Annotated in this window: 25 protein-coding genes; 14 read left to right on the plus strand and 11 right to left on the minus strand. The window is 64.0% G+C overall.

Going from position 1 to position 22,592, the window contains the following annotated elements:
• Positions 1–29 precede the first annotated feature (29 nt).
• The 4 genes from JQX08_RS06745 to ygfZ all read right to left on the minus strand — a co-directional run bounded on the left by JQX08_RS06745 (position 30) and on the right by ygfZ (position 3,122).
• Entirely contained in the window at positions 30–398 is a 369-nt protein-coding gene (locus JQX08_RS06745) for a VOC family protein (RefSeq protein ID WP_204915522.1), read from the minus strand.
• Between the two features lie 85 nt (positions 399–483).
• Positions 484–1,239 (minus strand): substrate-binding periplasmic protein, encoded by a 756-nt coding sequence (locus JQX08_RS06750; RefSeq protein WP_204915523.1) that lies wholly within the window; start codon positions 1,237–1,239, stop codon positions 484–486.
• A 68-nt stretch (positions 1,240–1,307) separates the two neighbouring features.
• Complete coding sequence (locus tag JQX08_RS06755) at positions 1,308–2,144, minus strand: HDOD domain-containing protein (protein WP_204915524.1); 837 nt, start codon at positions 2,142–2,144, stop codon at positions 1,308–1,310.
• 36 nt (positions 2,145–2,180) lie between these two features.
• On the minus strand, positions 2,181–3,122 hold the full coding sequence (gene ygfZ / locus JQX08_RS06760) for a CAF17-like 4Fe-4S cluster assembly/insertion protein YgfZ (protein ID WP_204915525.1): 942 nt from the start codon (positions 3,120–3,122) through the stop codon (positions 2,181–2,183).
• 118 nt (positions 3,123–3,240) lie between these two features.
• On the opposite strand from ygfZ, the gene JQX08_RS06765 reads away from it, so the two are divergent.
• The gene (locus JQX08_RS06765) at positions 3,241–3,495 is read left to right on the plus strand and encodes an FAD assembly factor SdhE (protein WP_204915526.1); all 255 of its coding nucleotides are present in this window, start codon (positions 3,241–3,243) and stop codon (positions 3,493–3,495) included.
• Complete coding sequence (locus JQX08_RS06770; RefSeq protein WP_204915527.1) at positions 3,479–3,931, plus strand: protein YgfX; 453 nt, start codon at positions 3,479–3,481, stop codon at positions 3,929–3,931. The genes JQX08_RS06765 and JQX08_RS06770 overlap by 17 nt, the downstream gene beginning before the upstream one ends.
• 9 nt (positions 3,932–3,940) lie before the next feature.
• Here the strand turns inward: JQX08_RS06770 and nadB are convergent, their stop codons facing one another.
• Positions 3,941–5,545 carry an L-aspartate oxidase gene (gene nadB / locus JQX08_RS06775; protein ID WP_204915528.1) on the minus strand — a complete coding sequence of 535 codons (1,605 nt, stop codon included), beginning with the start codon at positions 5,543–5,545 and terminating at the stop codon, positions 3,941–3,943.
• A gap of 369 nt (positions 5,546–5,914) precedes the next feature.
• On the opposite strand from nadB, the gene rpoE reads away from it, so the two are divergent.
• From rpoE to pdxJ, 12 genes are all read left to right on the plus strand, one after another.
• Positions 5,915–6,496, plus strand: coding sequence for an RNA polymerase sigma factor RpoE/AlgU (gene rpoE, locus JQX08_RS06780; protein ID WP_204915529.1), 582 nt, complete (start codon positions 5,915–5,917; stop codon positions 6,494–6,496).
• A gap of 30 nt (positions 6,497–6,526) precedes the next feature.
• Complete coding sequence (locus tag JQX08_RS06785) at positions 6,527–7,138, plus strand: sigma-E factor negative regulatory protein (RefSeq protein WP_204915530.1); 612 nt, start codon at positions 6,527–6,529, stop codon at positions 7,136–7,138.
• A gap of 12 nt (positions 7,139–7,150) precedes the next feature.
• Positions 7,151–8,098 (plus strand): MucB/RseB C-terminal domain-containing protein, encoded by a 948-nt coding sequence (locus JQX08_RS06790; RefSeq protein ID WP_204915531.1) that lies wholly within the window; start codon positions 7,151–7,153, stop codon positions 8,096–8,098.
• Entirely contained in the window at positions 8,095–8,550 is a 456-nt protein-coding gene (locus JQX08_RS06795) for a SoxR reducing system RseC family protein (RefSeq protein WP_204915532.1), read from the plus strand. Before JQX08_RS06790 ends, JQX08_RS06795 begins: the two co-directional genes overlap by 4 nt.
• A gap of 31 nt (positions 8,551–8,581) precedes the next feature.
• Positions 8,582–10,006 carry a DegQ family serine endoprotease gene (locus JQX08_RS06800; RefSeq protein ID WP_204915533.1) on the plus strand — a complete coding sequence of 475 codons (1,425 nt, stop codon included), beginning with the start codon at positions 8,582–8,584 and terminating at the stop codon, positions 10,004–10,006.
• Between the two features lie 152 nt (positions 10,007–10,158).
• On the plus strand, positions 10,159–11,958 hold the full coding sequence (gene lepA, locus JQX08_RS06805) for a translation elongation factor 4 (RefSeq protein WP_204915534.1): 1,800 nt from the start codon (positions 10,159–10,161) through the stop codon (positions 11,956–11,958).
• Positions 11,959–11,963: 5 nt separating this feature from the next.
• Positions 11,964–12,818, plus strand: a complete 855-nt coding sequence (gene lepB, locus JQX08_RS06810) for a signal peptidase I (RefSeq protein ID WP_204915535.1) — start codon at positions 11,964–11,966, stop codon at positions 12,816–12,818.
• Positions 12,819–12,928: 110 nt separating this feature from the next.
• Positions 12,929–13,306, plus strand: a complete 378-nt coding sequence (locus JQX08_RS06815) for a DUF4845 domain-containing protein (protein WP_204915536.1) — start codon at positions 12,929–12,931, stop codon at positions 13,304–13,306.
• Complete coding sequence (rnc, locus tag JQX08_RS06820; RefSeq protein ID WP_346727579.1) at positions 13,303–13,998, plus strand: ribonuclease III; 696 nt, start codon at positions 13,303–13,305, stop codon at positions 13,996–13,998. Before JQX08_RS06815 ends, rnc begins: the two co-directional genes overlap by 4 nt.
• A complete protein-coding gene (gene era, locus JQX08_RS06825) occupies positions 13,991–14,893 on the plus strand; it encodes a GTPase Era (protein ID WP_204915537.1) in 903 nt (300 codons plus the stop codon). The genes rnc and era overlap by 8 nt, the downstream gene beginning before the upstream one ends.
• A 3-nt stretch (positions 14,894–14,896) precedes the next feature.
• Positions 14,897–15,595, plus strand: coding sequence for a DNA repair protein RecO (gene recO / locus JQX08_RS06830; protein WP_204915538.1), 699 nt, complete (start codon positions 14,897–14,899; stop codon positions 15,593–15,595).
• A complete protein-coding gene (pdxJ, locus tag JQX08_RS06835) occupies positions 15,588–16,334 on the plus strand; it encodes a pyridoxine 5'-phosphate synthase (RefSeq protein ID WP_204915539.1) in 747 nt (248 codons plus the stop codon). Before recO ends, pdxJ begins: the two co-directional genes overlap by 8 nt.
• A gap of 70 nt (positions 16,335–16,404) precedes the next feature.
• On the opposite strand, the gene cmoB is transcribed toward pdxJ, so the two are convergent.
• The 6 genes from cmoB to lon all read right to left on the minus strand — a co-directional run bounded on the left by cmoB (position 16,405) and on the right by lon (position 22,468).
• Positions 16,405–17,373, minus strand: a complete 969-nt coding sequence (gene cmoB / locus JQX08_RS06840) for a tRNA 5-methoxyuridine(34)/uridine 5-oxyacetic acid(34) synthase CmoB (RefSeq protein ID WP_204915540.1) — start codon at positions 17,371–17,373, stop codon at positions 16,405–16,407.
• Positions 17,370–18,146, minus strand: coding sequence for a carboxy-S-adenosyl-L-methionine synthase CmoA (cmoA, locus tag JQX08_RS06845; RefSeq protein ID WP_204915541.1), 777 nt, complete (start codon positions 18,144–18,146; stop codon positions 17,370–17,372). Before cmoA ends, cmoB begins: the two co-directional genes overlap by 4 nt.
• A 33-nt stretch (positions 18,147–18,179) precedes the next feature.
• Positions 18,180–18,752 carry a hypothetical protein gene (locus JQX08_RS06850; RefSeq protein ID WP_204915542.1) on the minus strand — a complete coding sequence of 191 codons (573 nt, stop codon included), beginning with the start codon at positions 18,750–18,752 and terminating at the stop codon, positions 18,180–18,182.
• A gap of 65 nt (positions 18,753–18,817) precedes the next feature.
• Positions 18,818–19,465 carry a lysoplasmalogenase gene (locus JQX08_RS06855; protein ID WP_204915543.1) on the minus strand — a complete coding sequence of 216 codons (648 nt, stop codon included), beginning with the start codon at positions 19,463–19,465 and terminating at the stop codon, positions 18,818–18,820.
• Positions 19,466–19,571: 106 nt separating this feature from the next.
• A complete protein-coding gene (locus JQX08_RS06860) occupies positions 19,572–19,970 on the minus strand; it encodes a protease inhibitor I42 family protein (protein WP_204915544.1) in 399 nt (132 codons plus the stop codon).
• 101 nt (positions 19,971–20,071) lie between these two features.
• Positions 20,072–22,468: an endopeptidase La gene (gene lon, locus JQX08_RS06865; RefSeq protein ID WP_204915545.1), complete on the minus strand. Its 2,397-nt coding sequence runs from the start codon at positions 22,466–22,468 to the stop codon at positions 20,072–20,074.
• Positions 22,469–22,592: the final 124 nt, after the last annotated feature.

The following is a 22,592-nucleotide window of genomic DNA, read 5'->3' on the forward strand; positions in this document are numbered from 1 at the left end:
TCGCGCGGTGGCGCGGCCGGCGGTAGCGCTTACTTGCCCTTGAAGAAGGCCAGTTTGTTGCCGTCCAGGTCGCGCACATAGGCGCCATAGAAAGTCGGCATGCGGTGTCCCGGGGCACCTTCGTCGGTGGCGCCGAGGGCCAGCGCCTTGGCATGCAGCGCGTCGACCTGTTCGGTGGATGCGGCAGTCAGGGCGATCATGGTGCCGTTGCCCGCCTGTGCCGGCGCACCGTCGTAAGGGGTGCAGATGCCGAACATCGGCTGGCCCGGCGCGACGCCGTACAGGGCGAGGCGGCCCAGGTCCACTACCACTTTGGCGCCCAGATCGGCGAGTAGTTCGCCATAAAACGCCTTGGCCTTGTCCATGTCGCGAACGCCGAGTGTCACGTAACCAATCATTCTGTTGCTCCAGTCCGGTGGGAGGTTGCCGGGCATTGCCCGTGCGCGGAGCTTGCGTGAAACGGCGACGTGCTGTCGAGCCGGCTCAGGGGGCGAGCGACAGCGACTGTTCGACTTCCCGCAGGTACTGCGCGACCCGCCCGCTGCTGCGCAGTTGCGCCAGGCCCTGGTTGAAGCGCGCCATGCGCTCGGCGTTGCCGGCGACCTGGCGCGACAGCAGCAGGTGCAGGCTGTCGCTGCGCAGCGGTTGCGGATGAAAGCCGATCTGCGCCCGCTCGGCGGCGCTGAAGTGCTGGTTGAGCAGGGCGTAGGCGACCACCTGGTCGAGGGGCAGGGCGTCGATCCGTCCGGCCAGCAGTTGACGCAGCCCCAGCTCGTCGCTGGTCTGCCGACTGATCTGCAGGCGCCCCTCGGCTTCGGCCTGCTGGAAGGCGGCGCCGTAGTCGTAGCCATTGGTGGCGCCGATGCGCAGGCCGGCGAGGTCGTCGACGTTGCGCCAGTCGACCGGATGGTCCTTGCGGTAGAACAGCACGTAGCGGCTGTCGATCACCGGCTCGCTGATGAAGAACTGGTCCTCGCGTTCCTTGCTGCGCAGCCAGACGGCGCTGCCGGCGAGTTCGCCGCGCTCGGCCAGGTGCAGCGCACGGGCCCAGGGATAGAACTTCCACTGTACGTCGATGCCTTGCGAGGCGAAGGCATCGTTAATGATGCGCGAGGCGACGCCCTGGTGGGGCAGGTGTTCGCCGAGGTAGGGCGGCCAGTCACCATTGGATAGCTGGATGTCGTCGGCCAGTGCGAGACCGCCATACAGCAGGCTGAGCAGGAGGAGGAGTGAACGCATGCAATTTGCCCCGGGACCGACAGCTTCAGTCTAGGGGCAAATTCCTTGATATCAAAACGCCTTCTTTGTTACTGCAGCATGCTCATGGCCGCTTCCATGGCGGCGGAGAGGTCTTCGTCGGCGTGCATGTCGAGGCTCGGGTCGATGCCCAGCTTGGCGAACGCCGGCACCTGGCTCCAGTCGAGCTGGGTGAGCGGGTGCTCGCTGCCCTGGTAGCTTTGCAGGGTGGCCACCTGGACGATGTCGACGTAATCGGCCTTGGCCGAGTTGCGCTGGAAGTCCAGGTACTGGCTGGGCACCAGGGTGATCTGCTCGGGGAATTCCCAGGCGCGCAGGATCTTGTCGCCGATCACCGGGTGAATTTGCTCAATCACGTGGTTGAGGCTGATCGAGTCGGACAGCAGGGCGTTGTGGTCCTCGGCGTAGGTGAGGATCGGCAGCACGCCGATCTGGTGCACCAGGCCGGCGAGGGTCGCCTGGTCGGGCATCAGGCGCGTGTAGCTTTTGCACAGTACGTGGCAGATGCCGGCAATTTCGGTGCTCTTGTTCCACACTTCGCGCATCTTGCGGTCGACTACGTCGGACGTGGCCTGGAACATCTGCTCCATGGCCAGGCCGGTGGCCAGGTTGCAGGTGTAGTTGATGCCCAGGCGGCTGATCGCCATCTGCAGGTCGGTGATCTCGCGGTTGGTGCGCAGCAGCGGGCTGTTCACCACCTTGATGATGCGCGCGGTCAGCGCCGCGTCGTTGCCGATCACCTTGCTCAGTGCCGGGATGCTGATATCCGGGTCTTCCGCTGCCTCGCGCACCCGCAGGGCCACTTCCGGCAGGGTCGGCAGCACCAGTTCATCGTTGTTGATGGCCTGGATCAGTTCCTCTTGTACTTTTTCGGCGAGCTTGCTCATGGGCGATCTCTAATAGGGACTTCGGTCGAATGGGGGTCAGCGTTGGATTTCGCGATCGCGATCGAGCGTGTACGGCAGGTCAAGCAGGGCGAGCTGCGGCCCCTCGGCGCTGCCGAGGTGGATGCGGCCGTCGCTGACGGCATCTTCCTGGAGCACCGCCAGCAGCTCGCTACCTTGCGCACCGCGCGCCGCGAGGACGACCTCGCCGACGCTGCTGCCGTGCACTGGAGAGAACAGTTCGGTGGCCGGCAGCGGCGCATCGCCTTCGCTCAGGCTCAGGCGGTATAGACGGCGCTTGAGGCGGCCGAGGTACTGCATGCGCGCGACGATTTCCTGGCCGGTGTAGCAGCCCTTCTTGAAGCTGACGCCGCCGACTGCCTGCAGATTGAGCATCTGCGGAATGAACAGCTCGCGGGTCGCGCCGACGACCTGGCCGATCCCGGCGCGAATCTGCCCAAACAGCCAGTCGTTCAGCGGTGCTTCCGGCAGTTGCGCCTGCAGGCGCTGGTGCAGGGACTCGGCCTCGCCGGCGGGCGCCCAGAGCTCCAGGCGGCCATCGCTCAGACGAATGGCCAGGAGGCCGTTGGCGCGGGTGATCGTGCCGTCACCCGCCGGCAGTTCGAGGCCGAGCCCCGGCAGCACGCTATCGCCACTGCTCAGACCGAAGCGCACCCACTGGGCGCTTTCGTTGGCCAGGCTGCATTTGGAGAACACCGCGTACTTCTTCAGGTCGGCCAGCTGCGCCTCGACCAGCGGCGCATCCAGCGCCAGCAGGTAGCCGTCGCCTTCCGGCAGGATGCGGAAGCTCGACAGCATGCGGCCCTTGGACGTGCAGCGGGCGCCGAGACTGCTCTGGCTGGCGTTCAGGTAATCGAGGTTGCAGGTCAGCTGACCCTGGAGGAACTTGGCGGCCTCGGGGCCGCGGACGGCGAAAATGCCCTCGTGAGTCAGAGGGCAGAAGAATGCGGAGTCGGCCATTGGCAATCGCTGGAAGAAAGTTAGGGCGCCATCATAGAGCCGCGGCCCTCGGCTTGTCAGCGGGTGGCGGCGAGTGAGTGGGCCGGTATACTGCCGCTCTATTTGAAGGAGCCCGCCGATGGCTGACCAAACTGAACTCAATCGACTCTTCTGGCACAGCCGGCGCGGCATGCTCGAGCTGGACGTGCTGCTCGTGCCGTTCGTGCGCGAGGTGTATCCGAGCCTGCCTGCCGACGACCAGGAACGCTATCGCAAGCTGCTGAGCTGCGAGGATCAGGACATGTTCGGCTGGTTCATGCAGCGTGAAGAGCCGGAAGATCCGGATCTGCGCCGCATGGTTCGCATGATTCTGGACCGTGTCCAACCCAAGTAAGCTCTTCGAGTGCCGCTGGCAGCCCTCTCGGCTGCTGTTGGCGGCCTACCTCGCGCTGCAGGCGTTGGCCTGGGTAGCGCTGCTCGCTGCGCAAGTGCCGATCTGGCTGGCTGTTCTGGGCGTGGCGCTGTGTCTGACGCACGCCGCCTGGACGTTACCGCGGCAGGTGCTGCTGCGCGACAGCGGGCAGTTTCGTGGCTTGCGCCATGACGGGGCCGGTTGGCAGCTCTGGCGTCCGCGCGACGGCTGGCAAGCGGTTCAGCTGCGTCCCGATAGCCTGGCGCTGCCTTGGCTGGTGGTGCTGCGCTTCCGCTTGCGCGACGAACGGCGGGTGCGCTCGCTGTGCATTCCCCGTGATGCCTTGCCGGTGGATAGCCACCGGCGCCTGCGGGTGCGCCTGAAGTTCAGCCGCCAGCGCTGGTCGGCGCCGTGGTGAGCTTGCGGGTCAGTGCGGGGAGAGAATGGTGTCTGTGGCTTCCGGCAGCAGCTCCGGATAGTCGAGGCTGTAGTGCAGGCCGCGTGATTCCTTGCGCTTCTGCGCCGAGCGGATCATCAGGTAGGCGACCTGGGCCAGGTTGCGCAATTCGATCAAATCGCGGCTGACCTTGTAGTTGCTGTAGAACTCGTCGATCTCGTGCAGCAGCAGGCGCGCGCGGTGGCGGGCCCGTAGCAGACGCTTGTCGGTGCGCACGATGCCAACGTAGTCCCACATGAAGCGCCGCAACTCGTCCCAGTTGTGCGCAATGATCACGTCCTCGTCCGAGTCGGTCACCTGGCTGGCATCCCAGCCGGGTAGGTCGCCGGGCATGCTCACTTGCGGCAGCTGCGCGACGATGTCCGCCGCGGCCGAGCGGCCGTAGACGAAGCATTCCAGCAGCGAGTTGCTGGCCATCCGGTTGGCGCCGTGCAGGCCGGTGAAGCTGGTCTCGCCGATGGCGTACAGGCCTGGAACGTCGGTGCGTCCGTGCTGGTCGACGACCACTCCGCCACAGGTGTAATGCGCCGCCGGGACGACCGGAATCGGCTGGCGGGTGATGTCGATGCCGAACGTCAGGCAACGCTCGTAGACGGTCGGGAAGTGGCTTTTGATGAAGTCTGCCGGCTTGTGGCTGATGTCCAGGTACACGCAATCGACACCGAGGCGCTTCATTTCGTGGTCGATGGCGCGCGCGACGATATCGCGCGGCGCCAGTTCGGCGCGCGGGTCGAAGCGCGGCATGAAGCGCTCACCGTTCGGTAGCTTGAGCAGCGCGCCTTCGCCGCGCAGCGCTTCGGTAATCAGGAAACTCTTGGCCTGCGGGTGATACAGGCAGGTCGGGTGGAACTGGTTGAACTCCAGGTTGCCCACCCGGCAGCCGGCGCGCCAGGCCATGGCGATGCCGTCGCCGCAGGCGCCGTCCGGATTGCTGGTATAGAGGTAGACCTTGGCTGCGCCGCCGCAGGCGAGCACCACGAAGCGCGCCTGGTAGGTGTCGACCTGGCCGCTGGTGCGATTGAGCACATAGGCGCCCAGGCAGCGATCACCGTCCAGGCCGAGCCGTCGCTCGGTGATCACGTCGACGGCGACGCGCTGCTCCAGCAGTTCGATGTTCGGGCGCTGCTTGGCTTTGGCGAGCAGGGTGTTAAAGATTGCCGCGCCAGTGGCGTCGGCGGCATGGATGATGCGCCGATGGCTGTGGCCGCCTTCGCGGGTCAGGTGGAACTCGAAGCCGGCGTCGTCCGGGGAGGTGTTTTCATCGCGGGTGAACGGCACGCCCTGGTCGATCAGCCATTGGATGGCTTCGCGGCTGTGTTCGACGGTGAAGCGCACGGCGTCTTCGCGGCACAGGCCGGCGCCGGCATTCAGCGTGTCTTCGACATGCGACTGGACGGTGTCGGTGTCGTCCAGCACCGCGGCGACCCCGCCTTGCGCCCAGTAGGTCGAGCCGTTGGCCAGATCGCCTTTGCTCAGCACGGCAATGCTCAGCTCGGAGGGGAGGGTGAGGGCCAGCGTCAGGCCGGCGGCACCGCTGCCGATGACCAGAACGTCATGTTGAAAGTGTTGATTCATGCCGAAGTCCCGCGGAAGAGCGGTCCCTAGTATATAGAGGGGGGCGGCGGCACAATAGCGTGGCTTATAACAGTAACCGCACTCCGGAACTTTCCCGGTCTAGGATGTTCCATAAGAGGTCATCGCGATGCTCGGTGACTTCTGCTGGCGAGGGCGACCGATCTTTTCCGTGGTCGCGCTGTCATAGAGAAACGAATTTATTCACGCAACATTGCCGCGAGGCCGTGTTGCGTTGTTTCGTGCGGTGTCGAAAGTAATCTGCAGGAAGCTTTGCTTGGGGGGAGAACTTTTGCGCGGGACTCGAGTCTATTCTGGCAAGGCGATCAACTTGCCGGGTCTGCAGCCCTCCGAGCCCATTGAGGAGAGTTCATGCTAACCCAGGAAGATGATCAGCAGCTGGTCGAACGTGTACAGCGTGGCGATAAGCGGGCCTTTGATCTGTTGGTGCTGAAGTATCAGCACAAGATTCTCGGGTTGATAGTGCGATTCGTGCACGACGCCCATGAGGCCCAGGACGTTGCTCAGGAGGCCTTTATCAAGGCCTATCGCGCGCTGGCCAATTTTCGCGGTGACAGTGCCTTCTATACATGGCTGTACCGTATCGCCATCAACACGGCGAAGAATCATCTGGTGTCGCGCGGCCGTCGCCCGCCAGACAGTGATGTGAGTGCGGAAGATGCGGAGTTCTACGAGGGCGATCACTCCCTCAAGGACATCGAGTCTCCCGAGCGACTGGTGCTGCGGGACGAGATCGAAAGCGCGGTCCACCGCACCATTCAGCAGTTGCCTGAAGATTTGCGCACGGCCCTGACCCTGCGCGAGTTCGACGGGTTGAGTTACGAGGATATCGCCAGCGTCATGCAGTGCCCGGTCGGTACTGTGCGCTCCCGCATCTTCCGGGCTCGCGAAGCCATTGATAAAACCCTGCAGCCCTTGTTGCAGGAAGCCTGAGACAGCGGCGAAAGCCAAGAGAGGAACGCCATGAGTCGTGAAGCCCTGCATGAATCGCTGTCCGCGGTGATGGATAACGAAGCGGATGAATTGGAGTTGCGCCGTGTGCTGAGCACCGTTGACGATTCTGAGCTGCGTGACAAGTGGTCGCGTTTTCAGATTGCCCGGGCGGTCATGCATAAAGAGCTGCTGGAGCCGCGTCTGGATATCGCTGCTTCCGTCTCGGCGGCCCTGGCTAACGAAGCGCCGCACCAGGTGGCAGCCACCCCGCAGCAGGCCAGCCATCGGATGCGTCTGTTCAGCCGTGTCGCGATCGCCGCGTCGGTGACCCTGGCGGTCCTGGCGGGTGTGCGGTTCTACAACCAGAGCGACGTTGCCGGTCCGCAACTGGCGCAGCAAGTGCCGTCTTCGGTGACGACGCCGGCGGTACAAGGCTCGGCAGTCTTGGCCGGCTACAGCAGTGAAGGCATGGAGTCCGCTCCGGCGCCGTCCATGAGTGCCCCGGTACAGGGTGGCCCGACCTGGCAAGAGCAGCGTCTGCCGTCCTATCTGCGCCAGCATGCACAGCAGGCCGCGATGAGCGGTAACGCCGCCGAAGGGGCGCTGCCTTATGCCCGTGCCGCCAGTCTGGAAGGTCGCTAAGTAAGGAACAACATGCGCGCCATTTCTCTTGCCTTTCTGCTCGGTGGCTGGCTGGTGCAGCCGGTCCACGCCGCCGACGCTCAGGATTGGCTGCTCCGCATGACCGAGGCGGAGCGCACTCAGAACTTTGAAGGCGCGTTTATCTATCAGCGCAGCGGCAGCTTCTCCACTCATGCGATCTGGCATCGCGTCGACGAGGCCGGCAAGGTCCGCGAGCGGCTGTTGCAGCTGGATGGTGCGGCGCGTGAAGTCGCTCTGGTGGACGGGCGCGCCGAGTGCGTCAATGGTGCGCTGGAGGATCAGGTCGCAGCGGGGCAGGAATGGCCTGCGCGTGCCTTCGATCCCAAGCAGCTGATGGAATGGTATGACTTGCGGTTGATGGGTGAGTCCCGTGTGGCTGGGCGTTCTGCCGTGGTGTTGGCGGTCATGCCGCGTGATCAGCATCGCTATGGCTTCGAGCTGCATCTGGATCGCGAAACCGGCCTGTTGCTGAAATCGTTGCTGCTCAACGAGAAGGGGCAGCTGCTTGAGCGCTTCCAGTTCTCCACTGTCGAGCTGAAGGCTCCGGATGAAAGTGAGCTGAAAGCAGGCGCGGGCTGCAAGCCGCTGCAGGTGGTCGAGGCCGCGAAAGGGCAGTCCGATGCCTGGCGATCGGATTGGTTGCCGCCCGGTTTCAGCCTGAACAATGTCCTCGAGCGCAAAAGTGCCATTTCCAAAGAGCCGGTGGCTTGCCTGATGTACGGCGACGGGCTGGCGCGTTTCTCCGTATTCCTTGAGCCGTTGCGTGGCGCCGCAGTCGAAGATGCGCGCAGCCAGCTCGGTCCTACCGTGGCGGTTTCCAAACGCATGTCGACCAAAGATGGCGACGTGATGGTCACCGTGGTTGGTGAGATCCCCATGGGGACCGCCGAGCGGGTGGCGTTATCGATGCGCTCTGGTGTCGCACAAGCCACGCCATGATCGAAGAGAGCGGGCGGGTGGTTGGGGTCGAGTCCGGCGCAGTCTGGGTCGAGACCTTGCGTAAAAGCACCTGTTCCGCCTGTGCGGCGAACGCCGGTTGTGGCCAGGGCATGCTGGACAAGCTGGGTGTCGGGCGTGACCGAGGTCATGTCCGCGCGCTCAGCGATCTCCGTCTGGCAGTGGGTGATGCGGTGGTGATCGGCGTGGACGAGCAGTTGCTGGTGCGCGCCTCGCTCCTGGTCTATCTGCTGCCGTTGTTGGCGCTGATCGGTGCGGCCGTACTGGCAAAGTGCTTGGCCCTGACAGAACCTCTGATTATTCTTTTCGGCTTGGGCGGTCTCGTCCTGGCCGCGTTCGTCGTGCGCTGGCACAGCCATCGCCTGGCGAATAACCCAGCGTCGCAGCCGATCGTGCTGCGCGCGCTGCTCACCGGGTCGGCCGGCCTGCCGTGAGTCTACTTCGCTCGAAATAACGGGGAGTGGTATGTCTGTGAGACTGAAATCCTGCTTGTCTGTAGTGGCTGGGCTGCTAATGCTCGGTCAGGCTTTGGTGGCGAATGCTCAACTGCCGGACTTTACCCCCTTGGTAGAGCAGGCGGCGCCAGCGGTGGTGAACATCAGTACGCGACAGAAGGTGCCAGAGCGCGTATCGAGTGCGCAGATGCCCGATCTGGAGGGGCTGCCGCCGATGTTCCGTGAGTTCTTCGAGCGCAACATGCCGCAGGGGCCGCGCAATCCGGGCGGCGGTGGGCGTCAGCGCGAGGCGCAGTCGCTGGGCTCGGGCTTCATCATCTCGGCGGACGGCTACATCCTCACCAACAACCATGTGGTGGCCGACGCCGATGAAATCATCGTGCGCCTGTCCGATCGCAGCGAGCTGCAGGCCAAGTTGATCGGCGCCGATCCGCGCACCGACGTGGCGCTGCTCAAGGTTGAAGGCAAGGACCTGCCCACGGTCAAGCTCGGCAAGTCGGACGCCCTCAAAGTCGGCGAGTGGGTGCTGGCCATTGGCTCGCCGTTCGGCTTCGATCACTCGGTGACCGCCGGTATCGTCAGCGCCAAGGGTCGCAGCCTGCCCAACGAGAGCTATGTACCGTTCATTCAAACCGACGTGGCGATCAACCCCGGTAACTCTGGAGGTCCGCTGTTCAACCTGAATGGCGAAGTGGTCGGCATCAACTCGCAGATTTTCACCCGCTCTGGCGGCTTTATGGGTCTGTCGTTCGCCATTCCGATCGACGTGGCGCTGGATGTGTCGAATCAGCTGAAGAAGGACGGCAAGGTCAGTCGCGGCTGGCTCGGTGTGGTCATTCAGGAAGTGAACAAGGACCTCGCCGAGTCGTTCGGCCTGGACAAGCCGGCGGGTGCGCTGGTGGCGCAGATCATGGAAGACGGTCCGGCGGCCAAGAGCGGCCTGCAGGTCGGTGACGTGATCCTCAGCCTGAATGGTCAGCCAATCGTCATGTCGGCGGATCTGCCGCATTTGGTCGGCGGCCTGAAGCCTGGCGCCAAGGCGACAATGGAGATCGTTCGGGAAGGTGCGCGCAAGAACCTGGATGTCACGGTGGGTACGCTGCCGGCCGAAGGCGACGAAGAAGTTGCCGGTGGTGTGCCGGGCGCCGAACGCAGCAGCAATCGCCTGGGCGTCACCGTTGCCGAGTTGAGCGCCGAGCAGCGGAAGGCGCTGGACATCAAGGGCGGCGTGGTCATTAAGGAGGTCCTGGAAGGACCGGCCGCACTGATCGGGCTGCGTCCGGGCGATGTGATCACCCACCTGAACAATCAGGCCATCGATTCGATTCAGGAATTCACCAAGGTTGCCCAGTCACTGCCGAAGAATCGCTCGGTTTCGATGCGCGTGCTGCGTGAGGGGCGAGCCAGTTTCATTACCTTCAAACTGGCCGAATAGACGGCGCGGTAAGCAAAAAGGGCGGTCTTGACCGCCCTTTTTCATGCGTGCCGTCTGGCTATCGGTGGTGGCTGGCGGACCGTCGATCAGGTAGAATCCCCGGCTATTTTTCCGGTGGCAACCTGCTTCCTGGCCTTTGTGAGTGTCGATCCGTGAGTGACCTGAGTCATATCCGCAATTTCTCCATCATCGCCCATATCGACCATGGCAAGTCGACGCTGGCCGATCGCTTCATTCAGATGTGTGGCGGTCTCAGCGAACGAGAAATGGAGGCCCAGGTCCTGGATTCCATGGATCTCGAGCGCGAGCGCGGGATCACCATCAAGGCGCACAGCGTGACCCTGTACTACAAGGCGCGCGACGGCAAAACCTACCAGCTGAACTTCATCGACACCCCCGGGCACGTCGACTTCACCTATGAAGTCAGCCGCTCGCTGGCAGCCTGCGAGGGTGCTTTGCTGGTCGTCGATGCCGGTCAGGGGGTGGAAGCGCAGTCGGTGGCCAACTGCTACACGGCCATCGAGCAAGGCCTCGAGGTCATGCCGGTCCTGAACAAGATGGACCTGCCGCAGGCGGATCCGGACAAGGTCAAGGGCGAAATCGAGCACATCATCGGTATTGATGCCACGGACGCCGTGGCCTGCAGTGCCAAGAGCGGCATGGGCGTCGACGAAGTGCTCGAGCGTCTGGTTGAGGTAATCCCTGCACCGACCGGCGATATCGATGCCCCGCTGCAAGCGCTGATCATCGACTCGTGGTTCGACAACTACCTCGGTGTGGTCTCCTTGGTGCGCGTGCGTCATGGCCGCATCAAGAAAGGCGACAAGGTGCTGGTCAAGTCCACTGGCAAGGTTCACCAGGTGGACAGTGTCGGCGTCTTCACCCCGAAGCACACCGCCACCGAAGACCTCAAGGCCGGCGAAGTGGGCTTCATCATCGCCGGTATCAAGGACATTCATGGCGCCCCGGTTGGCGACACCCTGACCCTGTCGAGTACCCCGGACGTCGACGTGCTGCCTGGCTTCCAGCGGGTCAAGCCGCAGGTCTATGCCGGCCTGTTCCCGGTCAGCTCCGATGACTTTGAAGATTTCCGCGAAGCGCTGCAGAAGCTGACCCTCAACGATGCCGCGTTGCAGTACGAGCCGGAGAGTTCCGAGGCCCTCGGCTTTGGCTTCCGCATAGGCTTCCTCGGCATGCTGCACATGGAGATCATCCAGGAGCGCCTGGAGCGCGAGTACGACCTGGACCTGATCACCACCGCACCGACCGTGGTGTTCGAGGTGGTGATGAAGAACGGTGAGACGATCTACGTCGATAACCCGTCCAAGCTGCCGGATCTGTCGTCGGTCGAGGATATGCGTGAGCCGATCGTGCGCGCCAACATCCTCGTGCCGCAGGAGCACCTGGGCAACGTCATCACCCTGTGCATCGAGAAGCGCGGTGTGCAGCGCGACATGCAATTCCTCAGCAGCCAGGTGCAGGTCAGCTACGACCTGCCGATGAACGAGGTGGTGCTGGACTTCTTCGACCGCCTGAAGTCGGTCAGCCGTGGCTATGCCTCGCTGGACTACAGCTTCGATCGTTTCGAAAGTGCCAATCTGGTCAAGCTGGATGTGCTGATCAACGGCGAGAAGGTCGATGCCTTGGCGCTGATCGTGCATCGCGACAAAGCCCACTACAAAGGCCGCGCGCTGACCGAGAAGATGAAAGAGCTGATCCCGCGGCAGATGTTCGACGTGGCGATCCAGGCAGCAATCGGCGGGCAGATCGTGGCGCGGACCACGGTCAAAGCGCTCAGGAAGAACGTGCTGGCTAAATGCTACGGTGGCGACGTCAGTCGTAAGAAAAAGCTGCTGGAGAAGCAGAAGGCCGGTAAGAAACGTATGAAACAGGTCGGCAGCGTGGAAATTCCGCAGGAAGCCTTCCTCGCCGTACTCAAGGTGGATAGCTAAGACTCATGTCGATCAATTTCCCTCTGTTGCTGGTCATCGCGGTGGCCGTCTGCGGTCTGCTCGCGCTTATCGATCTGATCCTGCTGGCGCCGCGCCGGCGCGCCGCCATCGCCACCTACGAAGGGCAGGTGGGTGAGCCGGACATCGCAGTGATCGAGCGCCTGAACAAAGAACCGATGCTGGTGGAATACGGCAAGTCGTTCTTTCCGGTGCTGGCCATCGTGCTGGTGCTGCGCTCGTTCCTGGTCGAGCCGTTCCAGATTCCGTCCGGTTCGATGAAGCCGACCCTGGAAGTGGGTGATTTCATCTTGGTCAACAAGTTCGCCTACGGCATCCGGTTGCCGGTGATCGATACCAAGGTGATCGAAGTGGGCGATCCGCAACGTGGTGACGTGATGGTGTTCCGCTACCCGAGCGATCCGAACATCAACTACATCAAGCGGGTGATCGGCCTGCCGGGTGACACCGTTCGCTATACCACCGACAAGCGGCTGTTCATCAACGGGCAGTCGGTGGCTGAGACCATGCTCGGTGAAGAGCCTGGCAGCCTGGGCACCACGGTGCTGTATAAGGAGAAGTTGGGCGCTGTCGAGCACCAGATTCGCAAGGAAATGGGTCGCTACCGCATCGAGCCGGGTCGTGAGTGGAAGGTGCCTGCCGAGCACTATTTCATGATGGGCGACAACCGCGACAACTCCAACGACAGCCGCTACTGGAATGACCCGAAGATTCCGAAGCAGCTGCTGGGCATGGTCCCGGACCGCAATATCGTCGGCAAGGCCTTCGCCGTCTGGCTCAGTTGGCCGGACCCGAAATTGCGCAGCGTGCCTAACTTCTCCCGGGTTGGCGTGATCCACTAGCCACTGCGTAGTTATGTCGGCAGCGGTGCTGTTCACCTACGCACCGCTCGGCCTATATAGTTTTCCTGCTGGCTTCTGCTATTCCAATAACACAGACATTGAGGTCGATCATGGCATTTGCGCGTTCGCAGCGGGGCTTGTCGGTGCTGGGCTGGTTGATGGCGTTGGCCGTGGTGGCCTTCGTGGCCAGTGCGGTGTTCAAGATGCTCCCGCATTACCTGGACTACATGGCCTTGGAAAAGGCAATCACCTCGGTGGAAACCGACAAGGCGGCGGATATCCGCACCATCCCCGAGTTCTACACGCGAGTCGGCAAGAGCATGGAGGTCAACGGCATTCGTGACCTGGACATGGAGAAAGCGTTGGACGTGAAAATCGAGAACAACGAGTTCCGTGCTCATCTCAAATATGAGCGACGCGAGCCGCTGATCCAGAATCTCGATCTGGTGGCACGGTTCGACAAAGAATTCCGCGTGCGCATGCCGTGAGCTCATCCCTGCCCCTCAGTCGCCTTGAGCGCCAACTCGGCCATACCTTCGGCAATCCGGACCTGATGGTCCTGGCGCTCACCCACCGCAGTTTTGCCGGACGCAACAATGAGCGTCTGGAGTTCCTCGGCGATGCCATCCTCAACTTCGTGGCCGGCGAAGCGCTGTTCTCGCGCTTTCCGCAGGCCCGCGAGGGGCAGCTGTCGCGCTTGCGTGCGCGGCTGGTGAAGGGCGAGACCCTGGCGCGCCTGGCGCGGGGCTTCGATCTGGGCGAATACTTGCGCCTGGGTTCGGGCGAGCTGAAAAGCGGTGGCTACCGGCGGGAGTCGATCCTCGCCGATGCCCTCGAGGCACTGATCGGGGCGATCTACCTGGACGCCGGGATGGATGTGGCCCGTGAGCGCGTGCTGGCCTGGCTTACGGGAGAGCTGGACGGGCTGACCCTGGTCGACACCAACAAGGACCCGAAGACCCGCCTGCAGGAGTTTCTCCAGTCGCGCGGTTGTGAACTGCCACGCTATAGCGTGCTGGATATTCAGGGCGAACCGCATTGCCGGACCTTCGTGGTCGAGTGCGAGATCGCATTGCTCAACGACAAGACCCTGGGGCAGGGCGGCAGCCGGCGTATCGCCGAGCAGGTCGCCGCCACCGCAGCTCTGATCGCCCTTGGCGTGGAGAATGGCCATGACTGATTCATCCGTGTCGCGCTGCGGCTATGTGGCCATCGTTGGTCGTCCCAACGTCGGCAAATCCACCCTGCTGAACCACATCCTCGGCCAGAAGCTGGCGATCACCTCGCGCAAACCGCAAACCACGCGGCACAACATGCTAGGGATCAAGACCGAGGGCAACGTGCAGGCCATCTACGTCGATACACCCGGCCTGCACAAACACAGCGAGAAAGCGCTCAATCGCTACATGAACAAGAGTGCGTCGGCGGCGCTGAAGGACGTCGACGTGGTGGTGTTCGTCGTCGACCGCATGCGCTGGACCGAAGAGGATCAGATGGTCCTCGATCGCGTCGTGCATGTGCGCTGCCCGGTGCTGCTCGCAGTGAACAAGACTGACCGCCTCGACGACAAGGGCGAGCTGATTCCCCACCTCGGCTGGTTGCAGGAGCAGCTGCCGAACGCGGAGATCGTACCGATCTCCGCGCTGCAGCTGCACAACCTCGACACCCTCGAGCGCCTGGTGGCCGAGCGCCTGCCGGAAGGCGAGCACATGTACCCGGACGATCAGATCACCGACCGCTCCAGCCGCTTCCTGGCGGCGGAGATGGTGCGTGAGAAGGTCATGCGCCAGCTCGGTGCCGAGCTGCCCTACCAGGTCACCGTCGAGGTCGAGGAATTCAAGCAAGAAGGCCGTCTGCTGCACATTCATGCGCTGATCCTGGTCGAGCGCGATGGTCAGAAGAAGATCATCATCGGCGACAAGGGCGAGCGCATCAAAAGCATCGGTACCGCTGCGCGCAAGGACATGGAAGTGCTGTTCGACTCCAAGGTCATGCTCAACCTGTGGGTCAAGGTGAAGGGCGGCTGGTCCGACGACGAGCGCGCCTTGCGTTCGCTGGGCTACAACGACTTCTAAGGCATGCAGGCCAGCCCCGCGCCGGCGTTTGTCCTGCACAGCCGGGCCTACCGGGAAAGCAGCGCGCTGGTCGATCTTTTTACCCCGCAAGGGCGACTGCGCGCCGTCCTGCGCAATGCGCGGGGTAAGTCCGGCACGCTGGCCAGACCGTTCCTGCTGCTTGAGATCGAACTGCGCGGACGTGGCGAGCTGAAGAACGTCGCCCGCCTGGAAAGCGCCGGGATCCCCAACCTGCTGACCGGCGAGCCGCTGTTCAGTGGTCTCTACCTGAATGAACTGCTGATCCGCCTGTTACCGGCGGAGGACCCGCATCCGCTGCTGTTCGATCACTACGCGGCGACGCTGCAGGCGCTGGCCGCCGGCCGGCCGCTGGAACCGCTGTTGCGGGCCTTCGAATGGCGGTTGCTGGACGAGCTGGGCTATGGTTTCGCCCTGGATCACGACCTGCATGGCGAGCCGGTGGCCGCCGACGGCTTGTACCGCTTGCTGCCGGATGCCGGTCTGGAGCGCATCGAACTGCTCCAGCCTGGTCTGTTTCATGGCCGCGAGCTGCTGGCCCTGGCCGAGGCCGACTGGGCGGCCAGTGGTGCTCTGGCGGCGGCCAAGCGCCTAATGCGCCAGGCGCTCGCTCCGCATCTCGGCGGCCGGCCCCTGGTCAGCCGCGAACTCTTCATGTCTCTCAAGGAGTCTTCTCGTGACTGATGCCAATCGAATCCTGCTCGGCGTGAACATCGATCACGTCGCCACCCTGCGCCAGGCGCGCGGCACGCGCTATCCCGATCCGCTGAAGGCGGCTCTGGATGCCGAAGAGGCCGGCGCCGACGGTATCACCCTGCACCTGCGCGAGGATCGCCGGCACATCCAGGACCACGACGTGCGCCGCTTCAAGGAGGCGCTGCAGACGCGGATGAACTTCGAGATTGGCGTCACCGAGGAGATGCTCGCGTTTGCCGAGAGCATTCGCCCCGAGCATGTCTGCCTGGTGCCGGAAAATCGCGCCGAGCTGACCACCGAAGGCGGTCTCGACGTGCTGGGTCAGGAGGCGCGCATCCGCGCGGCGGTCGAGCGCCTGAGTCGGGTCGGTTGCGAGGTGTCGCTGTTCATCGATGCCGACGAGCAGCAGATCGAGGCGTCGCGCCGCGTCGGTGCGCCGGCCATCGAACTGCACACCGGGCGTTATGCCGAGGCGCACAACCCGGCCGAAGCGGCCCGCGAATTGGCACGGATTCGCGACGGCGTTGCCTGCGGCCTGAGCCATGGGCTGATCGTCAACGCCGGTCACGGCCTGCACTACCACAACAGCGAGCCCGTGGCGGCGATCGCCGGGATCAACGAGCTGAACATCGGGCACGCCATCGTCGCCCACGCGCTGTTTGTCGGTTTCAAGACGGCGGTGGCGGAGATGAAGGCGCTGATCGTCGCGGCGGCTGCACGCGGCTGAACCCGCAGGGGGAGGGTCGCGATAGCCAGCGGCATCGCTACGCTTCTCGCCCTAGGCGGTCCCGCCCACCCTAGGGTTTGCTGGCGATCAGTACTGCCCGCGCCGGTGCCGGCAGACCTTCGACAGTGCGGCCGTGGTCGCTTGGATCGAGGAAGTCGGGCAGCGACTGGAAGCGCATCCACTCGGTGCTGCGCTGCTCGTCGACGCTGGTCAGGTTGACATCGACGCAGCGCACATCGACGAAGCCGGCGCGACGCAGCCACAGCTCCAGCGCCGGAACTGATGGTAGAAACCAGACGTTGCGCATCTGTGCGTAACGATCCTCCGGTACCAGCACCTGCTGGGCGTCGCCTTCGACCACCAGGGTTTCTAGAACCAGCTCGCCGCCTTTGCGCAGGCAATCTTTCAGGGCGAGCAGATGGTCGATGGGCGAGCGGCGATGATAGAGAACGCCCATCGAGAACGTCGTGTCGAAGCCTTCCAGGCGTTCTGGCAGCTCCTCCAGGGTCAGCGGCAGGTGCCAGGCCGGCAGGTCGGGGAGCAGCTGCTTGAGGGCGAGGAACTGGCACATGAACAGCCAGTTGGGATCGACACCGACCACGCTGCCTGCACCCGCGCCGAGCATGCGCCACAGGTAGTAGCCATTGCCGCAGCCGACGTCGAGCACGCGCTTGCCGACCAGGTCGAGGTGCGGCGCGACGCGCGTCCATTTCCAGTCCGAACGCCATTCGGTGTCGATATGCACGCCGAACAGCTCGAAGGGCCCTTTGCGCCAGGGAATCAGGCCCTGCAAGGCGCTCTTGAGCTGCGCGCGCGTCGCGTCGCTGCATGCGCCGTCGAGGCTCAGGCTCTTGGCCAGTTCGACGTGCTCGGCTTGTAGCGCCGGCAGGGCGGCCAGCGCCGCGCCCCAGCGTTCGAGGTCGCCGTGGCCGGCGGCAAATTTGCGGTCGAGCTGGCCGGGTAAGTCGGCCGCCCAATCCTGCAGCGGTGTGCCGGCCAACTCTGCTTGCAGGCCGTCGAGGTCGAGTCTGGGGATCATGGCAGGGCGATCAGCGAGGCGAAGTTCAGGCACTGGAACCAGGGCACGACTTTGCGGAAGCCGGCGGCGAGCAGGCGTTCGCGGTGTTGCTCGAGGCTGTCCGGCTTCATCACGTTTTCGATGGCGTTGCGCTTCTGGGCAATCTCGAGTTCGCTGTAGCCGTTGGCGCGCTTGAAGGCGATGTGCAACTCGGTCAGCAACGCCTGCTGTTCGTCGTCCTCGAAGCGCAGCTTCTCCGAGAGGATCAGCGCGCCTCCCGGCAGTAGGGCCTGGCGGATGCGGCTGAGCAGCTCCAGACGGCGTTCCGGCTGGATGAACTGCAGGGTGAAGTTCATTGCCACCAACGAGGTGGGCTGCAGCGTCAGGCTGAGAATGTCGGCTTCGATCACTTCGGCCGGCAGCAACTCCTGGAACATCGCGTCCTGTGCATGCAGGTACTCGCTGCAGCGCTCGACCATCGCCGCCGAGTTGTCCACCGCGATCACCCGGCAGTCCGCGGTCTGCACGTGGCGGCGCAGGGCCTGGGTGACGGCGCCGAGCGAGCTGCCGAGGTCATACAGCACGCTGTGCGGTTGGGCGAACTGCGCGGCCAGCACGCCAATGTTCTCGACGATGGTCGGGTAGCCGGGCACCGAGCGCTTGATCATGTCCGGGAATACCCGCACCACGGCTTCGTTGAACACGAAGTCGGGCACCCGTTCCAGGGGTTGGGCGAAGAGGCGATCAGGGTCTTGGCTCACGGCGAATCCGGCAACTGGCGAAAAGGCCGCCATTTTAGCCAAGAGCGGCGGCGAACCAAACTGCGCTCACTTCAACTGGTCGGAGAAAAACTCGCCGGCGCCCTGAATCGGCCCGAGCGGATTCTTCTTCACTAGCACCTTGCGGATGTTCGGCTCGCCGTTGCTGACCTTGTGCACCAGCACGTCATCGACCAGGACGAACACGGTGCGGAACGACCAGCCCTTGACCTCGCGCTGCTTGGAGAAGTTGAGCACGTCAGCCCAGAAACTGCCCACGCGCTGCGTGTCGGTCTTGGAAAACTCGAAGGCGTAGCCGATGCAGCGGTCCTTGGCTTCCAGGCACTTGATCAGGCCATCCGGCAGGTAGTCGATGGGGATATTCGGCTGCACGAACATCAGACGAATATCGACAAACGACAGCATCCGGCCGTTGCCCTGAGCCAGTGGGTCGAAGCCCAGGCTGAACAACTCTGCACGACTCGTCTTGCCGGGAACGGCTTGCGAATAGCGGATTTCCGTGTCCGTGTAGTCGCCGAACGGCGAGATAGTTTCATCGTGTTCGCTTGGCAGCAGGCTGCCACAGGCGGAAAGAAAAATACTGGCGACAACCACACCCAGACTGCGCAATCCCCTGCTCATCTTGTTTTCTCCGCGGGCCTCTTCTTGCTATAGACGATCCGCCGAGGTTTTGCCGGAGTTACTTGTCAGGATGTGATCGTCGCTCTGCGCGAGAAGGCCGAGGCGGCGATGCCCCACTGGCCAAACCAGTAGGTGAGGATGATCGCGTAGTGCGCGCCAGCGAAGGGGCTGACGAAGCGGTTGATGCCGATCAGGCTGTCGGAAAGCACAAACAGCGCCGCACCGACCGCCGCCAGCCAGGCGGAGCGCGCGCTGATGCCTGGCGTGCCGATGCGCGCCAGGGCCCGCCAGAGCATGGCACTGATGGTCAGCGCGTAGAGCGTCACGGGGATCAATAGCGGGCCGAGGCCGGCGCTGACAAGCAGGCTGAAGGTCGTTGCGCCGGCCAGCGCGGCGGGCAACAGGGCGAGCGGGGCCAGGCGGCGGTTATCGCTCAGGTAGGCGACCATGTAGGCCAGGTGGGCTAGCAGGAAGGCGCCGAGGCCGAACACGAACAGGTCGGCGGGCCACTGCAGGAGCATGTCGCCGGCCAGCGACAGCAGCAGACCGATGCTCAGCCAGCGGCGGTAGCTGTCAGCCGGCGCGCTGCGCAACCACAGCAGCAGGGCGATCACCGGCAGCGGCTTGCTCAGCAGGCACAGCCATGGGAGGCCGTTTGCCACGCCATAGAGAAAGGCGCCAGCGCCCAGAACCGCCAGAATCAGCCACCGCATCGTCGTATCCCTCGCCGAAAAAGGTGGCCACTATGCCCGGCAGCTTGGTCGACGCCCAGGCGCAGCGTGCCAGAGCGAAGCACATTTGACGCCGCGCAGGCTTAGTTCATTTCACGCTGATCTGGCAGTCGAAGCGCTTTTCCGGTGCGACATCGGTTTCCCACGGCCGTTGGTAGGCCAGTACCAGATGGCCCTCGCCCGGAATGTTGGCGAGGAAGCGCCAGGTCGATACGCCGGCGCCGCCGACCATGCCGGCGTCTTCCGGGTTGCTGTACACCTCCGGACCGAGGCTGCGCAGCACCTGTGGCGCGGCGTCGGTAACGGTCCAGCGGAAGCCGGTGGTGGGGTTGCTCGGCAGGCTCAGCACCAAGGTCTGGCCACTCTGCAGCTGCAGCGGGCAGCGACTCTGCTGATCCTCTTCCAGGGTCACGGTGGCGGTGGGTTGTTGCGCGCACGCGGCGAGCAGGCCAAGGCCGAGGGGCAACAGCAGGCGAGCGACGGTCACGGGGCGAGTCCTTTTCCAGTTGGCGAGCGCGCAGGATAGCCCGGTTGCCGGGGCTTGTGCTGCCCCCGCGCGCCTGGCGCGGGAGCAGCATTCCCGATCAATCAGGTGAACAGCACCTTGGCGACGTCATTGAAACGCCGGGCGAAGTGCACGGTCAGGCCTTCCTTGAGGTAGTCGGGGAGTTCCTCGAAGTCGCCGCGGTTGGCTTCCGGGAGGATCAGCTCGAAGATCTTCTGCCGCCGCGCGGCGATCACCTTCTCGCGTACGCCGCCAATCGGCAGCACCTGACCGGTCAGGGTCAGCTCGCCGGTCATCGCCACGCCTTTCTTCGGCGCCTGGTTGCGCGCCAGCGAAAGCAGCGCGCTGGCCATGGTCACCCCGGCACTCGGGCCGTCCTTGGGCGTCGCGCCTTCCGGCACGTGCAGGTGGACGAAGGCCTGGTCGAAGAAGCCCGGATCACCCTTGAACTGCTTGAGGTGCGAGCTGACGTAGCTGTAGGCGATCTCCGCCGACTCCTTCATCACCTCGCCGAGTTGCCCGGTCAGCTTGAAGCCGCGGTTGAGGGTATGGATGCGCGTCGCCTCGATCGGCAGCGTCGCACCGCCCATGCTGGTCCAGGCCAGGCCGGTGATCACTCCGACCCCGGACAGCAGCAGCTCGCTGCGGAACACCGGCATGCCCAGGTACCCCTCGAGGTCCTTGGCGCCGATGCGCACCAGGCGCTCCGGGTCTTCGAGCAGGCGCACCACCGATTTGCGCACCAGCTTGCCGAGCTGTTTCTCCAACTGGCGCACGCCGGCTTCGCGGGCATAGCCTTCGATCACCGCCTTCAGCGCGCTGTCGCTGATCGACAGGCGTTCTTTGGGCACCCCGGCCTTGGCCAGTTGCTTGGGCCACAGGTGGCGTTTGGCGATCGCCAGCTTCTCCTCGGCGATGTAGCCGGACAGACGAATGGTTTCCATGCGATCGAGCAGCGGCCCGGGAATCGAGTCGAGGGTGTTGGCGGTGCAGACGAACAGCACCTTGGACAGGTCCAGGCGCAGGTCCAGGTAGTGGTCGAGGAACTCGACGTTCTGCTCCGGATCGAGCGTCTCCAGCAGCGCCGAGGCCGGATCGCCCTGGTAACTGGCGCCGAGCTTGTCGATCTCGTCGAGCATGATCACCGGGTTCATCACCTCGACTTCCTTCAGCGCCTGCACCAGCTTACCGGGCAGGGCGCCGATGTAGGTGCGCCGGTGGCCCTTGATCTCCGCCTCGTCGCGCATGCCGCCGACGCTGAAGCGATAGAACGGCCGGCCCAGCGACTCGGCGATGGACTTGCCAATGCTGGTCTTGCCCACGCCCGGCGGGCCGACCAGCAGCACGATGGAGCCGGCAATCTCGCCCTTGAAGGCGCCGACGGCGAGGAATTCGAGGATGCGCTCCTTGATGTCGTCGAGCCCGGCATGGTGGCGGTCGAGCACCTTGCGGGCGTACTTGAGGTCGAGCTTGTCCTGTCCATACACGCCCCACGGCAGCGCGGTGGCCCAGTCCAGGTAATTGCGCGTGACCGCGTACTCCGGTGAGCCGGTCTCGAGGATCGACAGCTTGTTGAGCTCCTCGTCGAGGCGCTTCTGTGCCTGTGGCGGCAGGGTCTTGCCGGCCAGGCGGGCGCGGAACTCGTCGGCATCGGCGCTCTTGTCGTCCTTGGTGATGCCGAGTTCGTGCTGAATGATCTTCAGCTGTTCCTTGAGGAAGAACTCGCGCTGATGTTCGCCGATCTTGCGATTAACTTCTGCGGAAAGCTCGCTTTGCAGGCGCGCCACCTCGACTTCCTTGCGCAGCAGCGGCAGCACCTTCTCCATGCGCTTGAGCATCGGCACGGTGTCCAGCACCTCCTGCAGCTCGGCGCCGGGGGCGGTGGTCAGCGCGGCGGCGAAGTCGGTGAGCGGCGACGGATCGTTGGGGCTGAAGCGGTTCAGGTAGTTCTTCAGCTCCTCGCTGTACAGCGGATTGAGCGGCAGCAACTCCTTGATCGCGTTGATCAGCGCCATACCGTAGGCCTTCACCTCGTCGCCCGGCTCTGCCTTGGCGTGCGGGTAGTCGACCTCCACGAGGTACGGCGGCTTGTGGCTCAACCAGCCGCGAATACGCACCCGCGACAGGCCCTGGGCGACGAACTGCAGCTTGCCGCCTTCCCGCGAGGCGCGATGAATGCGCACCAGGGTGCCGTGTTCCGGCAGTGCGGCGGTGTCGAAGCTGGCGGCATCGGTGAACGGCTGGTCGAGGTAGAACAGCGCCAGGGTCTTGTGCTCGGTATTGGCCACCCGTTCCAGCGTCTCGGCCCAGGGCTCTTCGTTGACGATCACCGGCAGCACCTGCGCCGGGAAGAACGGGCGATTGTGGATCGGGATGACGTACAGCCGCTCCGGCAAGGTCTGCGCGTGCAGGGTCAGGCCTTTGGGGTAGCGCGGCGCATCGTCTTGGATGATTTCGGGGGAACTGTCCTGGTCGCTCATGCGGCACCTTTTTTTGCGGTATGCAGACTAGATGGGTCGACCGGTGGCGATTTCAATGGTTCGCCCCCTCGGCAAAATCCCGCGCGGTTGATCGGCTGCGGCTGGGAAATTGGTCGCGGCTCCA

It is taken from the genome of Zestomonas insulae, from assembly GCF_016901015.1.
In the GTDB taxonomy this organism is placed as follows: Bacteria; Pseudomonadota; Gammaproteobacteria; order Pseudomonadales; family Pseudomonadaceae; genus Aquipseudomonas; species Aquipseudomonas insulae.

Coding starts and splice junctions, on each gene's coding strand:
- JQX08_RS06755 (WP_204915524.1), bottom strand. CDS start 2,144: ATGAGCAAGCTCGCCGAAAAAGTACAAGAGGAACTGATCCAGGCCATC.
- JQX08_RS06800 (WP_204915533.1), top strand. CDS start 8,582: ATGTCTGTGAGACTGAAATCCTGCTTGTCTGTAGTGGCTGGGCTGCTA.
- cmoB (WP_204915540.1), bottom strand. CDS start 17,373: ATGATCCCCAGACTCGACCTCGACGGCCTGCAAGCAGAGTTGGCCGGC.
- JQX08_RS06850 (WP_204915542.1), bottom strand. CDS start 18,752: ATGAGCAGGGGATTGCGCAGTCTGGGTGTGGTTGTCGCCAGTATTTTT.
- JQX08_RS06790 (WP_204915531.1), top strand. CDS start 7,151: ATGCGCGCCATTTCTCTTGCCTTTCTGCTCGGTGGCTGGCTGGTGCAG.
- recO (WP_204915538.1), top strand. CDS start 14,897: ATGCAGGCCAGCCCCGCGCCGGCGTTTGTCCTGCACAGCCGGGCCTAC.
- nadB (WP_204915528.1), bottom strand. CDS start 5,545: ATGAATCAACACTTTCAACATGACGTTCTGGTCATCGGCAGCGGTGCC.
- JQX08_RS06745 (WP_204915522.1), bottom strand. CDS start 398: ATGATTGGTTACGTGACACTCGGCGTTCGCGACATGGACAAGGCCAAG.
- JQX08_RS06855 (WP_204915543.1), bottom strand. CDS start 19,465: ATGCGGTGGCTGATTCTGGCGGTTCTGGGCGCTGGCGCCTTTCTCTAT.
- JQX08_RS06795 (WP_204915532.1), top strand. CDS start 8,095: ATGATCGAAGAGAGCGGGCGGGTGGTTGGGGTCGAGTCCGGCGCAGTC.
- lepB (WP_204915535.1), top strand. CDS start 11,964: ATGTCGATCAATTTCCCTCTGTTGCTGGTCATCGCGGTGGCCGTCTGC.
- JQX08_RS06815 (WP_204915536.1), top strand. CDS start 12,929: ATGGCATTTGCGCGTTCGCAGCGGGGCTTGTCGGTGCTGGGCTGGTTG.
- JQX08_RS06750 (WP_204915523.1), bottom strand. CDS start 1,239: ATGCGTTCACTCCTCCTCCTGCTCAGCCTGCTGTATGGCGGTCTCGCA.
- era (WP_204915537.1), top strand. CDS start 13,991: ATGACTGATTCATCCGTGTCGCGCTGCGGCTATGTGGCCATCGTTGGT.
- cmoA (WP_204915541.1), bottom strand. CDS start 18,146: ATGGCGGCCTTTTCGCCAGTTGCCGGATTCGCCGTGAGCCAAGACCCT.
- ygfZ (WP_204915525.1), bottom strand. CDS start 3,122: ATGGCCGACTCCGCATTCTTCTGCCCTCTGACTCACGAGGGCATTTTC.
- JQX08_RS06785 (WP_204915530.1), top strand. CDS start 6,527: ATGAGTCGTGAAGCCCTGCATGAATCGCTGTCCGCGGTGATGGATAAC.
- rpoE (WP_204915529.1), top strand. CDS start 5,915: ATGCTAACCCAGGAAGATGATCAGCAGCTGGTCGAACGTGTACAGCGT.
- JQX08_RS06765 (WP_204915526.1), top strand. CDS start 3,241: ATGGCTGACCAAACTGAACTCAATCGACTCTTCTGGCACAGCCGGCGC.
- lon (WP_204915545.1), bottom strand. CDS start 22,468: ATGAGCGACCAGGACAGTTCCCCCGAAATCATCCAAGACGATGCGCCG.